The sequence below is a fragment of the Streptomyces sp. NPDC005805 genome (assembly GCF_040630445.1).
GTDB lineage: Bacteria > Actinomycetota > Actinomycetes > Streptomycetales > Streptomycetaceae > Streptomyces.
In genome coordinates, this window is the sequence record NZ_JBEXXN010000002.1 from 155274 (window position 1) to 171344 (window position 16071).

At 73.0% G+C, this 16071-nt stretch carries 10 protein-coding genes; all 10 read right to left on the reverse strand.

Annotated elements, in window-relative coordinates; genetic code table 11:
* Positions 1-14 precede the first annotated feature (14 nt).
* On the reverse strand, positions 15-1247 hold the full coding sequence (locus ABZ457_RS02305; protein ID WP_359152950.1) for an arginine deiminase: 1233 nt from the start codon (positions 1245-1247) through the stop codon (positions 15-17).
* Between the two features lie 190 nt (positions 1248-1437).
* Entirely contained in the window at positions 1438-4002 is a 2565-nt protein-coding gene (locus ABZ457_RS02310) for a polynucleotide kinase-phosphatase (RefSeq protein WP_359152952.1), read from the reverse strand.
* A complete protein-coding gene (locus tag ABZ457_RS02315; RefSeq protein WP_359152954.1) occupies positions 3999-5519 on the reverse strand; it encodes a 3' terminal RNA ribose 2'-O-methyltransferase Hen1 in 1521 nt (506 codons plus the stop codon). Before ABZ457_RS02315 ends, ABZ457_RS02310 begins: the two co-directional genes overlap by 4 nt.
* Before the next feature lie 195 nt (positions 5520-5714).
* The gene (gene mmuM / locus ABZ457_RS02320; protein WP_359152956.1) at positions 5715-6635 is read right to left on the reverse strand and encodes a homocysteine S-methyltransferase; all 921 of its coding nucleotides are present in this window, start codon (positions 6633-6635) and stop codon (positions 5715-5717) included.
* Between the two features lie 14 nt (positions 6636-6649).
* Positions 6650-7573, reverse strand: coding sequence for an LLM class F420-dependent oxidoreductase (locus ABZ457_RS02325; RefSeq protein ID WP_359152958.1), 924 nt, complete (start codon positions 7571-7573; stop codon positions 6650-6652).
* 35 nt (positions 7574-7608) lie between these two features.
* Positions 7609-8097, reverse strand: coding sequence for a DUF6099 family protein (locus tag ABZ457_RS02330; protein WP_359152960.1), 489 nt, complete (start codon positions 8095-8097; stop codon positions 7609-7611).
* Between the two features lie 143 nt (positions 8098-8240).
* Positions 8241-8696, reverse strand: a complete 456-nt coding sequence (locus tag ABZ457_RS02335; RefSeq protein ID WP_359152962.1) for a nucleotide pyrophosphohydrolase — start codon at positions 8694-8696, stop codon at positions 8241-8243.
* Entirely contained in the window at positions 8693-9880 is a 1188-nt protein-coding gene (locus tag ABZ457_RS02340; protein ID WP_359152964.1) for an ATP-binding protein, read from the reverse strand. Before ABZ457_RS02340 ends, ABZ457_RS02335 begins: the two co-directional genes overlap by 4 nt.
* 56 nt (positions 9881-9936) lie before the next feature.
* Complete coding sequence (locus tag ABZ457_RS02345; RefSeq protein WP_359152966.1) at positions 9937-10398, reverse strand: cell division protein SepF; 462 nt, start codon at positions 10396-10398, stop codon at positions 9937-9939.
* A gap of 103 nt (positions 10399-10501) precedes the next feature.
* Complete coding sequence (pulA, locus tag ABZ457_RS02350) at positions 10502-15895, reverse strand: pullulanase-type alpha-1,6-glucosidase (protein ID WP_359152968.1); 5394 nt, start codon at positions 15893-15895, stop codon at positions 10502-10504.
* Between the last annotated feature and the right edge of the window lie 176 nt (positions 15896-16071).

Sequence of the window (16071 nt, forward strand, 5' to 3'; positions counted from 1 at the left end):
GCGGCCGTGGCCGGCTACACGGCGTCCCTCTCCACCGGACAGCTCATGCAGCGCGGTCCGCCTCTGCCCCGGCCCAGTTCGCTGCCCGGGATCTCGATGACCTCGATCCCCTGCTTGCGCAGATGCGTGTTGGTCGTCACGTTCCGCTCGTAGGCCACCACGACGCCGGGCTCCACGGCGAGCACATTGCAGCCGTCGTCCCACTGCTCGCGCTCGGCCGAGTGCACGTCCTGGGTGGCCGTGAGCACCCGGATGTCCTTGAGGCCCAGCGCCGCCGCGATGGCGTCGTGCATACGCTCCGGCGGGTGGTCGCTGACCTTCAGGCCACCCGTGCCGTCGGCCGGCTCGATCGTGTACGAGCGGAGCATGCCCAGGCCCGCGTACTGCGTGAAGGTGTCCGCGTCGACCATGGTCATCACGGTGTCCAGGTGCATGAACGCCCGCCGCTTCGGCATGTCCAGCGCGACGATCGTACGGGCCGACCCGGCCGCGAACATGCCCCGGGCCAGCATCTCCACCGCCTGCGGGGTGGTCCGCTCGCTCATACCGATCAGGACCGCGCCGTTGCCGATCACCAGGACGTCGCCGCCCTCGATGGTGGAGGGGTAGTCGTCCTGGCCCTCCGACCAGTGGTGGAAGGCGCCCGCCTCGCCCGTGGTGAAGTGCGGGTGGTGCTTGTAGATCGCCTCGAAGTGCACGGTCTCCCGCTGCCGGGCGGGCCAGCGCATCGCGTTGATCGAGACGCCGTCGTAGATCCAGGCCGAGGTGTCACGGGTGAACAGGTGGTTGGGGAGCGGCTGGAGGAGGAAGTCGTCCAGGTCCAGGGCATGGAAGCGGACCGAGGTCGGCTCGCTGTGACCGGCCAGGAACTCCCGCTTGGTCATCCCGCCGACCAGCGCCTCCACCAGGTCGGCGGTGGGCAGTTCGTCGAAGGCGTCCCGCAGGTGGTCGGTGGCGAGGGGACCGTACTCCTTCTCGTCGAAGACCCGGTCCAGGACCAGCTTGCGGGCCTCCGGGATGTCCAGGGACTCGCGGAGCAGATCACCGAAGAGGTGCACCTCCACCCCGCGGTCGCGCAGCACGTCGGCGAACCCGTCGTGCTCCTGGCGGGCGCGGCGCACCCAGAGCACGTCGTCGAAGAGGAGCGCGTCCTTGTTGCTCGGCGTGAGGCGCTTCAGCTCCAGATCGGGCCGGTGGAGGATGACCTGGCGCAGACGGCCGGTCTCGGAGTCGACATGGAATCCCATGCCCCCATCCTCACCGGGCGGAGGGCGCTTCACCCGGCGAACGCCGGACATTCGTACGAGGGGACGCCGCCTCGACGGCCCGGGGCGGGACGGGGACGGCACGGGAACGGGACGGCGTCCGCCGGGGCGGGGCGGACCGGCGGGGCGCACGGTGGGCACGCCCCGCCCCCGGAACCCGGCCAGCCCGGGGTCAGAGCCGGGGGTCGACCGGCTCCGACTCCAGGGCCAGGACCGCGAACACCGCCTCGTGCACCCGCCACAGCGGCTCCCCGTCCGCGAGCCGGTCCAGGGCCTCCAGACCGAGGGCGTACTCGCGCAGCGCGAGGGAGCGCTTGTGGCCGAGGAACCGCTCGCGCAGGCGGGCCAGGTTCTCCGGGCGGGTGTACTCGGGGCCGTAGATGATCCGCAGGTACTCCCGGCCGCGGACCTTGACGCCCGGCTGCACCAGCCGCCCCTTGCCGTCCCGGGCGAGCGCCTGGAGCGGCTTGACGACCATGCCCTCGCCGCCGCGCCCGGTCATCTCCAGCCACCAGTCGGTGCCGGCCGCGACGGACGCCTCGTCACCGGTCTCCACGACCAGCCGGCGGGTGACCTGGAGCAGCCCGGTCGGGTCGTGCTCCACCAGCCGGTCCAGCCAGGCGAGCTGGCGGTCGTGTGGCTCGCCGGCGAGGGAGCGGCCCTCGGCGGCGAGGATCTGGAAGGGCGCGAGCCGCACCCCGTCGAGCCCGTCGGTGGTCCAGCAGTAGCGCCGGTACGCCTCGGTGAACGCCGCCGCGTCCGTGGCCCGTTCGGCCTGCCGGGCGCGGAGCCCGCGCACGTCCACGCCCCGCGCGGCGGCGGCCTCCAGGGCGGCCAGGGCCGGCGGCAGCGCAGCGCCGGCGGCAGCGCCCACGGCCGCGTACTGGGAACGCAGCAGACCGCCCGCCTTCAGCGACCAGGGCATCAGCTCGGCGTCCAGGAGCAGCCAGTCGGTGCCGAACTCCTCCCACAGCCCGGCCGCTTCCACGGCGGTGCGCAGGCGCTCCAGGACCGCCTCGGTGGTGGTCCCGTCGTCGAAGAAGGGGCGGCCGGTACGGGTGTGCAGGGCGCCGGTCGGGCCCTCGGCGCCGAAGCGGCGCCGGGCGGCTTCGGCGTCCCGGCACACCAGGGCGACCGCGCGGGAGCCCATGTGCTTCTCCTCGCACACGACCCGCTCCACGCCGTCCGCCCGGTACTGGGCGAAGGCCTCCGCCGGGTGCTCCAGGTAGCCGTCCGCCCGGGAGGTCGCGACGGGGGCCATGGTCGGCGGGAGGTAGGCGAGCAGCCGGGGGTCGACGGCGAAGCGGCTCATGACCTCCAGCGCGGCGGCCGCGTTCTCCTCGCGGACCGCGATCCGGGACATGTGCCGGGTCTCGACCACGCGCCGGCCGTGGACGTCGGCGAGGTCGAGCGGGCGGCCCTCCCGGCCGCCGGGGGCCTCGGTGAGCAGCGGCCGGACCGGCTCGTACCAGACCTTCTCGGCCGGGACGTCGACCAGTTCGCGCTCGGGCCAGCGCAGGGCGGTCATCTTCCCGCCGAAGACGACGCCGGTGTCGAGGCAGATGGTGTTGTTGATCCAGGAGGTGTCCGGTACGGGGGTGTGCCCGTAGACGACCGCGGCGCGGCCCCGGTAGTCCTCGGCCCACGGGTAGCGCACGGGCAGGCCGAACTCGTCGGTCTCGCCGGTGGTGTCGCCGTAGAGGGCGTGCGAGCGGACCCGGCCGGAGGTGCGGCCGTGGTACTTCTCGGGCAGACCGGCGTGGCAGACCACGAGCCGGCCCTCGTCGAGGACGTAGTGGCTGACCAGGCCGTCGATGAACTCCCGGACCCGCGCGCGGAAGGCGTCGTCCTCCTTCTCCAGCTGCTCGATCGTCTCGGCGAGGCCGTGGGTGTGCTGGACGTTGCGGCCCTTGAGCCAGCGGCCGAGCTTGTTCTCGTGGTTGCCCGGCACGCACAGGGCGGTGCCCTCGGCGACCATGCCCATCACACGGCGCAGCACGGCGGGGCTGTCCGGGCCGCGGTCGACGAGGTCGCCGACGAAGACGGCGGTGCGGCCCCCGGGGTGGCGGCCGTCCTCGTACCCCAGCTTGGCGAGCAGGGTCTCCAGTTCGGAGGCGCAGCCGTGGATGTCGCCGATGATGTCGAAGGGGCCCGTGAGGTGGCGCAGGTCGTTGTAGCGCCGCTCCAGCACGACCTCGGCGGCGGCGACCTCCTCGGCGCCGCGCAGGATGTGCACCTTGCGGAAGCCCTCGCGCTCCAGGCCCTTGAGGGAGCGGCGCAGTTCGCGGCGGTGGCGGGAGATGACGTGCCGGGGCATGCCCGCGCGGTCGGGGCGGGCGGCGTTGCGCTCGGCGCAGACCTCCTCGGGGAGGTCCAGCACGATCGCGATGGGCAGCACGTCGTGCTCCCGGGCGATGCGCACCAGTTGGCGGCGGCTCTCCTGCTGCACATTGGTGGCGTCGACGACGGTGAGACGGCCCGCGGTGAGGCGCTTGCCGACGATGTAGTGGAGCACGTCGAAGGCGTCGGAGCTGGCGCTCTGGTCGTTCTCGTCGTCGGCGACGAGGCCCCGGCAGAAGTCGGAGGAGACGACCTCGGTCGGCTTGAAGTGGGTGCGGGCGAAGGTGGACTTGCCCGATCCGGTGGCGCCGACCAGGACCACCAGGGACAGGTCGGTCACGGGCAGGCGGCGGCCGGCGGGCACGGCGGCCCCGGCTTCGGGGGTGGTGGCGCTCATGCGGCTGCCTCCTTCGGGGTGGTCGGGGTGGCGGGGGTGTCCGGGGCGGTGGTGTCCGGGTTCGCGGGCCCGGTCGCGTCCGCGCGCTGGAAGACGGCCAGCTGGGTGGGCGGGCCGACCTCGGGGTCGTCGGGGCCGACGGGCACGAACCGGACGGTGTAGCCGTGCCGTTCGGCGACGGCCCCGGCCCAGGCGCGGAACTCCTCCCGGGGCCACTCGAAGCGGTGGTCGCCGTGCCGGACGTGCCCGGCGGGCAGGGTCTCCCAGCGGACGTTGTACTCGACGTTCGGCGTGGTGACCAGCACGGTTCCGGGGCGGGCCGCGCCGAACACCGCGTACTCCAGGGCGGGCAGCCGGGGCAGGTCCAGGTGCTCGATCACCTCGCTGAGGACGGCCGCGTCATAGCCGGCGAGGCGCTTGTCCGTGTAGGTGAGGGAGCTCTGGAACAGCTTCACCCGGGCGGCCTGGCGCTCGCCGAGCCGGTCCAGCCTCAGCCGCCGCCCGGCGATGGTGAGCGCCCGGACGGACACGTCGGTACCGGCGATCTCGGTGAAGCGGACGTCCTTGAGCAGGGCCTGCACCAACTGGCCCTGGCCGCAGCCGAGGTCCAGGACCCGGCTCGCACCGGCGGCGCGCAGTTCGTGCAGGATCGCGTCCCGGCGCTGCACGGCGAGCGGGGCGGGGCGCTCCTCGGTGTCGGCGCTCTCGTCGACGGCGTTGTCCACCTCCTCGACGTCGAGGTCGTCGGCCTCGGCGAGCCGGGCCAGTTCCAGGCGCTCCATCGCCTGCCGGGTGAGGCTCCAGCGGCGGGAGAGATAGCGGCTGGTGATGAGCTTCTGCTCGGGGTGGTCGGCGAGCCAGCCGTCACCGGCGCGCAGCAGCTTGTCGACCTCGTCGGGCGCGACCCAGTAGTGCTTGGCGTCGTCGAGGACCGGCAGCAGGATGTAGAGCTGGCGCAGGGCGTCGGCGAGCCGCAGCTCGCCCTCCAGCACCAGCCGGACATAGCGCGAGTCGCCCCACTCGGGGAACCGCGCGTCCAGCGGGACGGGTTCGGCGGTGACGGTGTCCCAGCCGAGGGGGCCGAACAGCTTGCGGACCAGCTCCGCGCCGCCGCGCGCGGGGACGGCGGGCACCTCGATGCGCAGCGGCAGCGGCGCGGCGGCCCGCTCGGGCCGGGCGGCGCACACCCCGCGCAGGGCGCTCTTGAACACCGCGCTCAGCGCGACCGCGAGCAGCGAGGAGGCCGCGTACGGGCGGTCGTTGACGTACTGGGCGAGCGCGGTGTCGGGCGCGCCGCCACGGCCCTTGCCCTTGCCGCGCCGGACCAGGGCCACCGGATCCACCTCCAGCAGCAGTGCGGCCGTGCAGCGCTCGTCGGACGCCTCGGGGTAGAAGACGTGCGCGGTGCCGTGGGCGGTGGAGAACGTCTGCGCGTTGTCGGGATGCTTGTGCAGCAGGAAGCCGAGCTCGGTCGCGGGACGCTCCGGGGTACCGGTGGTGCTGATCGTCAGGAACACCCGTCCGAGTATCCCGGCCATCGCCCCCGACAACCAGGAGTTTTCCGGGACCGCATACCTTCGGGCCGGGCGCGCCCGGCCGGGGACCCCGCTCGCGTGCGCCCGCCACGGGCCTTCGGCCCGGACCCGCCTCGCGGGCACGAAAGTCCGGCCCGGAGCGCCCGGCCGGAGGGCTGAGGGACGCGGCCGCGCCCCTCAGCCCTCCGGTGGCCCGCCGGCGCCCAGGCGGGCCGCCACCGCCGCGACCGTGGACGGGCCGACGCGGCAGCAGCCGCCGATCAGCCGCGCCCCCGCCCCGCGCCACTCGGCCGCGAGAGCGGGGTCGAACCCGGCCGGGCCCCGCCAGCGGCGGGCGGCCGCGTCCCACCGCTCGCCGCTGTTGGGGTAGGCCACGGCGGGCAGCCCTGTGACGGCGACCGCCGTCGCCACCGCTTCGCCCGCCTCGGCCGGGTCGCAGCAGTTGACGCCCACCGCCACGACCTCCTCCCGCCCCCTGGCCAGGGCGAAGGCTTCGGCCAGCTCCTGCCCGGCGCGGGTGCGGCCGCCGGCGACGGTGTACGACAGCCAGACGGGCACCCCGCAGCCCGCCGCCGCGTCCAGGAGGACGGCCGCCTCCTCCGCGTCCGGGACCGTCTCCAGGGCCAGCACGTCCGGGCCGGCGGCGGCCAGGGCCTCGATCCTCGGCCGGTGGAACCGCTCCAGCGCGGCCGCCCCGACCCCGTACCGGCCCCGGTACTCGCTGCCGTCCGCCAGATACGCGCCGTACGGGCCGACGGAGGCCGCGACCCACACCTCGTGACCGGCCTCCTCCCCCGCCGCGCGGGCCAGGGCCACGCTGCGGGCGAAGAGACCCGCCGCCTCCGCACGGCCGATCCCGTACCGTGCGAAGCCCTCGAAGCTGGCCTGGTACCCGGAAGTGATGAGCACCTGTGCGCCCGCCCGCACATAGGCCCGGTGGGCCGCCTCGATCTGCCCCGGGTCCTCCGCGAGCAGCCGCGCGGACCAGAGGTCGCCGGACAGGTCGCGGCCCTGCGCCTCCAGCTGGTTGGACAGTCCTCCGTCGAGGACGAGCACGCCCTTGGCGAGGGCCTCGGTAAGCGGGCGGACGGGTCGCACCGGTACTCCTCGGGTCAGCTCAGCTGGGACTGGACCTGGGAGGAGATGAGCTCCAGGTGGTCCAGGTCGTCGAGGTCCAGGACCTGGAGGTAGATCCGCTGCGAACCGGTCTCCGCATAGCGGCCGATCTTCTCCACCACCTCGGCGGGCGAGCCCGCCAGCCCGTTCGCCCGCAGCTCGTCCACCTCCCGCCCGATGGCGGCCGCCCGGCGGGCGACCTCCGCCTCGTCCTTGCCGACACAGACGACCAGAGCGTTGGAGTACGTCAGGTCGCCGGGCGCCCTGCCGGCCTTCTCGGCCGCCTCGCGCACCCGCCCGAACTGGAGGGCGGTGTCCTCGACCGAGGCGAACGGCAGATTGAACTCGTCCGCGTACCGTGCGGCGAGACGCGGGGTGCGGACCGCGCCGTGGCCGCCGATCAGCACCGGCACCTTCGCCTGGGCGGGCTTGGGCAGGGCGGGGGAGTCGGTGAGCTGGTAGTAGGTGCCGTCGTAGGAGAAGGTGCTGCCGACCTCTGTGCCCCACAGTCCGGTGACGATCGCCAGCTGCTCCTCCAGCCGGCCGAACTTCTCCTTCGGGAACGGGATGCCGTAGGCCCTGTGCTCCTCCTCGAACCAGCCTGCGCCCAGGCCCAGTTCGACGCGGCCCCCGGACATCTGGTCGACCTGGGCGACCTGGATCGCGAGGACACCCGGCAGCCGGAAGGTGCCCGCCGTCATCAAGGTCCCCAGGCGGATGCGCTTGGTCTCGCGGGCGAGTCCGGCCAGGGTGATCCAGGCGTCCGTCGGGCCGGGCAGCCCGTCCGCCGAGCCCATGCTGAGGTAGTGGTCGGATCGGAAGAAGGCGTCGAAGCCGAGGTCTTCGGTGGCCTTGGCAACGGTGAGAAGGGTGTCATAGCTCGCGCCCTGCTGGGGCTCGGTGAAGATGCGAAGATCCATACCTCCATCCTGCACCGGTGCCGGTCGCCGGGCGGTCAAAGGGGGCCAGCGCGCCCCCGGACCGTTTCGGGCGGGCGGGCCGCCTCCCCCAGGGGAAGTCTTCGCAGCATCCCCCGCACCCGGTCCATGGCCTCGTCGGCGGAATCCATGGTCTCGATGCACTGCCAGTACAGCCCTTCGTCGTCGGTGGAGCAGGCGACGGCGACCAGGGCGATGCCCACATCGCCCAGCAGGGCGAGCAGGGCCGTCAACACCGCCTCCGGGTCGGCCACTCCGGTCAGCTGGGCCGCGCGGACGCCTCCGCTGCGCACCACCGGATGGTCGTACACCCCGCCGCCCCGGCCGCCGGTCTCGCCGAGGGCGCGCGCCTCCCCTCTCACATCGGGCGGCCCGCTCAGGGCCAGTCTGCTCCCGATCGCCTGCGCCAGCGCCTGGATCTGCCAGGACTCGGCGACCACCTCGGGAACCTCCCGGCTGCCCTCCAGTGCCTGCCTGCTGATGTCGATGAGCCGTAACGCGTCCATCCCGCTCCCCCGTTCATGCGACTGTCTGCCCACTCAGTTCATTACCCAGAGTGAAGGTCTTCGACCAGAAAAGCCAGGGGAATTCGGAAATCTGTGGACGACAAGGCAGTTGTGGATAAGTTGGCGACTCCGAAGAGTGACGATCAGTGGGCGGGGTCCGGTCGTTCGCCGGGAGTTTCACCGGGAGACCCGGCAGGGAAACGGGCCTCGTTGCGCTCGATCTTGTCCCGGAGCGCCGCCAGCACGTCCACGCCCAGCACCTCGCAGAACTGGAGCAGATAGGCGAGGACATCGGCCGCCTCGTCGCGCACCCGGTGGGCGGTCTTCTCGTCCGCCATCACGGCGGCGGACTGCTCGGGCGTCAACCACTGGAAGATCTCGACCAGTTCGGCCGCCTCGACGCTCAGCGCCACGGCCAGGTTCTTGGGCGTGTGGTACGGCTCCCAGTTCCGGGCCGCCGCGAAGTCGGCCAGCCGCCGCTGGAGCCCGGCCACGTCCAGCCCGTCGGCGCGGGCCGTGCCGCGCTCGCGCGCGCCGCGGTCCCGGGTGGCGGGCCGGGTGGCCGGGCCCTCGCGCGTCGATCCGTTGTCGCTCGTCATGGGCCCAGGTCTACCACCGACACGCCCTCCACCCCGCGTGCGCAGGCCCCGTCGGAGACCGTCCCGACGAGCCGGATGTGGCCCCGGGCGCACATCTGCGCGGCCAGGGCGACCAGTTCACGGGCCTGGGCCGGGTCGAGGGAGCGGTCGAAGCCGTCCGCGAGGACGGTGAGCGACTGGTAGGCGTCCGGCACCTCGGCGACCTGGTCGACGGCGAGCACGCCGGGCCCGGTCAACAGGACCAGCGCGAGCGCCAGATACCGCAGTTCCCCCTCCCCCAGCCGCCCGACCGGGGTGTCCGGGCGGCGGCCGCCGCGTGCGAGGAGCGCCTGGACCGCGCCGTCCGCAGCCTGCTCCACCCGCACGTCGGTGATCTCCCCGGCGCAGCCCGCGCGGGCCGCGGCGGCGAGCCGGGCGTGCCGCCGGGCGCACTCGCTGCGGGTGCGGTGCAGGACCTCGGCCAGGTTGTCGCAGCCGCGCCGCAGCCGCCCCGGCCCGGCGGGCACCGGGGCCCGCATGCGCTCCGGCCGGGGGTCGCAGGCGAACACCGGGCGCAGGGCCATGACCAGTTGCTCGGCCGCCGCGAGCACCTGGAGCTGGGCGTTCGTCCGCCCGGCGACGTGCAGCGGGAGGAGGGCGGTGCCCAGGCGGTCGTCCGGGAGCGGGGCCCTGGTGACGCCCGCCGCGCCCGAGGTGTGCCAGGACGCCTCCACGCAACGGCGCCGCGGATCACGCAGCGCGGTGGCGAGCAGGACGCGCCCGTCGCAGGTCAGCCGCTCGCCCGCGATGCGGAGTTCGGGTTCCACCTGCACGGCGAGGTCGAGCCGGACCGAGCCGGCCGGGCCGCCGACGGTGCAGCCGATGCGGAAGCCCCGCCGGCCCTGCCGGTCGGGCCGGGACCACTCGGGGACGCAGGCGGCGGGGTCGGGGAAGGCGTGGCCGAGGCCCCGGCCGGCGGCGAGCCGGGCCAGGGCCTCGTAGGCGTGCAGGGCACTGGACTTGCCGCTGCCGCTGGCTCCGGCGAGGAGGGTGAACGGGGCGAGCGGCAGGACCGCGGCGCGGTGTGTCCGGAAGGCGGAGAGCCGCAGTTCGGTGACGGCGGGCCGCACGGTCCCGGGCCACGGCGCCCCCGGCCCGGTGGAAGTGGCGTCGATGGGGCGGGCCGGCGGGGGCTGAGGGTCCATGACCGGGACCGTACGCAGCGTGATCTTCGCCGAACCGTTCCACCCCGGGGCCCTTCCTACGAACGGGGTACCGGGGCCTGGGAACGGGGTACCGGGGCCTCCGCCGCCTCCTCGGACTCCGCGCCGGACTCGGACTCGGTGCCCTCCACCTCGGTCCCGGCGGGCGCCAGCAGGAAGACGTTGCGGTCGACCCGGTGCATCACACTGCCGAGGCCGAAGACGACACCGCTGCTGAAGTCCAGGATCCGCTTGGCCACGTCGGTGTCCGCGCTCGTCAGGTCCAGCAGGACCGGCGTCCGGTCGATGAGGTACTCGGCGACCTCGCGCGCGTCCGCGAAGACCTGCACCCGCAGGACCACGAAGCGGCGGTCGGCCTCCTGCGCGTACTCCCCCCGGTCCCCCGGGACCGTGCGGTGGTCCACCCGCGACGGCCATGCGTCCCGGCCGCGCAGCGGCACCACTTGGGCCAGGCCCTCCCACTGCTCGTCGGTGACGTCGTACCTCTCGTACCTACTCATGTGCACATCTTCCCGCCCCTCACCCGTTCGGCCCAACACCGACACGGACGAGAGGCGGGAAGATCACATACTGACCGGCGGGTCAGTACACCGGAGGACCCGGTCAGCGCCGCTCGAAGACGGCGACCGTACGCGGCGGCACCGAGAAGCCCCCCGAAGCCCGGTCGTAGGAGGCGGACTTCACGACCCGGTCGGACCCCGAGCGCTGCACCGGGTGCAGGCCCCAGTCACCGCCCGCGGGGACGACCGAGCGCTGCGTCTGCCGCTCGGGCGTGGCGTTGAAGACCACGACCAGGTCGCCGAGCCGCATGGTGATCACGCCGGGGGTCTCCTTCGTGCCGGACAGCGGGAAGGACAGCCGGGACTGCACGTCCGCCGCCGTGGCCAGCGAGAACACCGGCTCACCCGTGCGTATCCGCAGCAGGTCCCGGTAGGCGGCCGAGGCGCCCTCGATCTCGGCGCACCCCGCCTTCAGACCCGGCGCGGTCAGCAGCGGCTTGGCGTACGGCCACTTGTCCTTGTTGTCCGCGGCGGGCGGCAGACCCCGGCCGAAGCCGTTGCCCGCCCGGCAGTCCCAGTGGATCTCGTTGAACCAGTCGCCGCTGTCGTAGGAGTTGCGGTCCAGCGACTTGGAACGCAGCAGGTCGGTGCCCGCCTGGGAGAGCGCCGGGCCCTGCGAGAGGGCGGCGGTCGCCATCGCGAGGACCTGCATCCTGGCCCGGTCCGCCGCCGGGGTGGCGGCGGGGAGCTTGAACGCGAGGGCGTCGTACAGGGTCTCGTTGTCGTGGGCGTCCGCGTAGGCGAGCGCGTCACCGGGGACGGCCGCGTACCCGGCCGGGGAGCCGTTGTAGTCGACGTCCGAGCCCTTGACCTCGCGGCCGGAGGTGTCGGTGAAGCGGTACGAGGCCAGGTTGCCGGAGAGGCCGACCTTGACCAGGTCCTGGTAGTGCAGCAGCCGGGCCTTCTGCTCGGCGGGCGTGCCGTTGGCCTTCGAGCCGTTGGGCTCGGTGAACAGGCCGGAGGCGAAGCCCTGCACACCCGGGTCCTCGTCGAACGGGCCGCCGCCGCGCACCGCGTCACGGGCCCGGTCGGAGAAGGTGGCGATGCCGGTGCCGGCCATGTTCTTCTGCGTGGCCTGCACGAAGCGGGAGTCGTCGGCGATCTCGCCGAAGTTCCAGCCCTCGCCGTAGAGGACGATCTTCTTGCCGTCGACGCCGTCGCGGGCGGGGGTCAGCTCGTCCAGGGCGGCCCGCACGGCGAGCATGTTCTCCTTCGGGTGGTGGCCCATCAGGTCGAAGCGGAAGCCGTCCACCTTGTACTCGCGGGCCCAGGTGACGACCGAGTCGACCACCAGCTTGCCCATCATGGCGTTCTCGGGCGCGGTGTTGGCGCAGCAGGTGGAGGTGGCCACGGAGCCGTCCTCCAGCAGCCGCTGGTAGTAGCCGGGCACGATCCGGTCGAGCACGGACTTGTCCGACTGCCCGGCGGCGACGGTGTGGTTGTAGACCACGTCCATCACGGTGCGCATGCCCTGCTCGTTGAGCGCCTTCACCATCTGCCGGAACTCGACCGTGCGGCGGGTGCCGTCCGGGTCGGTGGCGTAGGAGCCCTCGGGGACGGTGTAGTGCAGCGGGTCGTAGCCCCAGTTGTAGGCGTCCTTCGCGGCGGCCTTCGCCACGCAGGCCTGCTGCTCCTCGGAGTCGGGGGCGTAGACCTTCAGGTCGCAGGCCGGGCGCTGCTGGTCCTTCTTCTTCTCGGGGATGGTGCCGATGTCGAAGGCGGGCAGCAGATGGACGTAGGAGGTGCCGGCGTCGGCGAGGGCGCGCAGGTGCTTCGAGCCCTTGCTGTCCTTGTCGGCGAAGGCGAGGTAGGTGCCCTGGTGCTTCGGCTTCGCGGTCGCGTCGGCGATCGAGAAGTCGCGCACATGGAGTTCCTGGATCTGCGCGTCGCGCAGCGGGACGGCTGCGGGCTTGCGCAGCCGGTCCCAGCCGGCCGGGGCGAGGGAGCCGTCGGCGAGGTCGACGACGAGGCTCTTCTCGGAGTCGGCGGTGAGCGCGAGGGAGTAGGGGTCGGTGACCTTGTTGGTGACGACCTTCCCGGCGGCGGGCGCGAACACGGTCACCTGGAAGCGGTACGCCTTGCCCTTCCAGTCCTTGCGGCCCTCGGCGGTCCACACACCGCTTGCTTCGTCACGGCGCATGGCCACGGTCCGGCCGCCGATCTCCAGGGCGACCCGCTGGGCGGTGGGGGCCCACAGGCGCAGGGTGGGCACCCCGCGCCGGTCGAAGACGGGGCCGAGGTCGGCTTTGGTGGCCTTCGCCGCGTAGAGGTCGTCGAGGACACCGGCGATCTGCACCCCGGTGGCGGTGACGACGGCGCCGTTCGCCGTGTACTGCGCGGCGACGAGCTGGCCCCTCAGGGCCTCGCGCGCCCGGTCGCGGTCGCGGGCGTCGACCGAGAACGCCGGATATTCCTTCAGGTGCGGGAACTTCTCCTTCTGGCTGTTCGTCAGTTCAGTGGGGTTCAGACGCAGGACCCTGCGGTCGCCGGTGAGGGAGCCGTCCTTCACCTCGATCGAGCCGTCGCGGGAGTAGAGCAGCGCACTGGAGGCGGCGGTCGGCGCGCCCTTCCAGGCGAGGGTGTTCCGGTCGATCCAGACCGCGTGCGCCTTGGTGAGGTCGAGTGCGGCGCCGGTGCCCTTGGGCTGCGGGAGGAGGTACTTCTCCTGGCCGGCGAGCAGCCACACCTCGTGGCCGTTGGCCTTGAGGTCGAGGGACTGGTCAGAGGGCAGGTCCTTCTCGTCGCCCTTGTGGAGGATGTAGCTGAGCGAGGTGGCCCCGGGTGCGAGGGGCACCTCGAAGACGGCCCCGTAGGCGTCGGTGCGCACCGGCTCCAGGGGCTTGCTCCAGTCGGTGGGTTCGGCGGCGCCGGTCCAGGTGTGGAGGCCCCAGCCGTCGTACTTGGCGTCGGGGCGCTGGTAGTGGAGGACGGCCTTGGTGGTGTCCTGGGGCGGGTAGGCGCCCTCGGGGGCCTCGGTGCGGACCTCCGGCTTGCCCTGCTCGATCCAGACCTCGCCGGTCTTCGACAGGTCGATGGTGCGGTCGGCGTCGGTGTCCTTGACGCCGTCCTTGTTCACGGCGATGAACCCCAGAGAGGAGGCGCCGGGCTTGAGTTTGACGTACGCGAAGGCGCCGTAGGCGTCGCGGCCGGTGAAGGGCTTGCCGGCGGGCCAGGTGGTGCCCTCGCCGTCGGCGATGTCGCCCCAGGTGTAGAGGCCCCAGTCGTCGTAGTCCCCGTCGGGGCGCTGGTAGTGGACGATCGCGTAGTCGCGCTGGGTGGCGGTGGGCGGCTGCGGGACCTCGGGGGCGCCGCTGGTGGTGGCGGCCGTGGCGCTGGCGGTGCGGCCCGCGCTGTCGACCACGACGGCCTTGTAGCGCAGGGCGGTTCCGGCGGGGGCGTCCACCGTGTGGGTGACCTTGTAGGGGGCGTGGTCCGCGGAGCCGAGGACCTGCCACTTGCCGTTGCCGGTCTGGGCGGCGAAGACGACGCGGTTCAGTCCGCCGCCGTCGGTGCTCGCCGTGATCTCGACGGTGCCGGTGGCGCCCGCCTCGGGGGCCTTCAGGGTGACGGAGGGCTTCGCGGTGGGCGCGGGCAGCGGCTTGGCGGCCTTGAGGACGAGGGAGCCGAGGGCCGGGACGGTGACGCGCACGGTGCCGTCGGCGCCGCTGGTGACGCGGGTGTCGCCGCCGTGGATCGCGGTGTACGCGGTGCGGGCGGAGCCGGCCGGGATCTCGACGGTCTTCGCCTCGGTGGCGCTGTTCACGGCGACCAGGTAGTCGGCGCGGGTGCGGGCGTCGGTCCGGGAGAAGGCGTACACCGAGCCCTCGGCGTACCGCTCCCGCTGGACGCCGTCGCGCAGGGCCGGGTGCTCCCGGGTCAGCTTCGACAGGGCGGCGATCCCCCGGTACAGCGGGTGGGAGGGATCGTAGGCGTCCTCGGCGTGGGTGCGGTCGGTGCCGATCCGGTCGTCGTCGAGGTAGTCGGCGGTCTTCGAGGCGAACAGGGTCTGGCGGGAGTCCTTGTCGCCGCCGGCGCCGGCGAAGCCCTGCTCGTCGCCGTAGTAGACGACCGGGTTGCCGCGGCTGAGGAACATCAGCTCGTTGGCGAGGCGGTAGCGCTTCAGCAGTTCGGCGTCACCGGCCTTCGGGTTGTCCTGCTTGAGGAAGGTGCCGAAGCGGCCCATGTCGTGGTTGCCGAGGAAGGGCACCGACTCATAGGCGTTGGCCTTGTCGGTGGTGTAGCGGTAGTCCTGGCCGAAGAGGTTCGCCAGCTTGGACGCGGGCGCGCCCTGGGAGGCGAAGGCGCGGGCCGCGTCCTGGAACGGGAAGTCGAGGGTGGCGTCGAGCCGGCCCTCGGTGACATAGGGGGCGGTGACGGCCGGGTCGGCGGAGTAGACCTCGCCGAACATGAAGAAGTCGTCCCGGCCGCGCTTGGTCGCGTAGGCGTCCAGAGCCGTGGCCCACTGCGTCCAGAACTCCATGTTGACGTGCTTGACGGTGTCGATCCGGAAGCCGTCGATGCCGAAGTCGCGCACCCAGCGCTGGTAGATCTTCTCCATGCCCTCGACGACCTCGGGGCGCTCGGTCCAGAGGTCGTCCAGGCCGACGAAGTCGCCGTACTCGGAGGACTCCCCGGCGAAGGTGGAGTCACCGCGGTTGTGGTACATCGACGGGTCGTTGAGCCAGGACGGGACCTTGAGGTTCCGCTTCTCCTTCGGCACCACCGGGGTGCGCGGGAAGGAGTCGTCGTCCACGCGCGGGAAGGGCTGGGAGCCGTCGGCGTAGTCACTGTCGTCGAAGGGCTTCCCGTCCTTGGTCAGATAGGGGAAGGCGCCCTTGGAGAGGTAGCCGTAGGACTTCTCCTTGTAGTCGACGACGTCGGCGGTGTGGTTGGTGATGACGTCGAAGAAGACCTTCATGCCCTTGGCGTGGGCCTTGTCGATCAGGCGCTCCAGGTCGGCGTTGGTGCCGAAGTGCGGGTCGACCTGGGTGAAGTCGGTGATCCAGTAGCCGTGGTAGCCGGCGCTGGCGTTCTTGCCCTCGCCCTGCACGGGCTGGTTCTTGAAGATCGGCGCCATCCAGATGGCGGTGGTGCCGAGGCCCTTGATGTAGTCCAGCTTCTCGGTGAGACCCTTGAGGTCGCCGCCCTGGTAGAAGCCCTTGTCGGTGGGGTCGAAGCCGTGGTCCAGGCGCGAACCGGTGAGTCCGCCGCGGTCGTTGCGCCGGTCGCCGTTGGCGAACCGGTCCGGCAGGACGAAGTAGAACTGCTCGCGGGTCAGGTCGTGGCGGGCCGGCTCGGCGGCCAGCGATCTGTCCGAGGGCGGCGGAGGTTGCTTCGGCGCGGCGGCCGCCGGCACGGCGGACACCAGTGCCGCGACCGTCGCCGTCGCCACGGCGGTGGCGGCCGCGGAGCGCAGTCGGAGGCGGGGGCGTATCACAGCGGGTCTCTCCTGGTGAGGGTGGTGTGCTCGGTGGAGGAGGTGCGAGAGGTACGGGAACTACGGGAGTTGCGGCCGGTACGGGACGTACGGCAGGTACGGGAGACGGGTGTGTGCGGGGCCGCCCCGCGCCCGGGGAGGGGCGCGGGGCGGTCGCGGGGCCCGGCCCGGGCGGG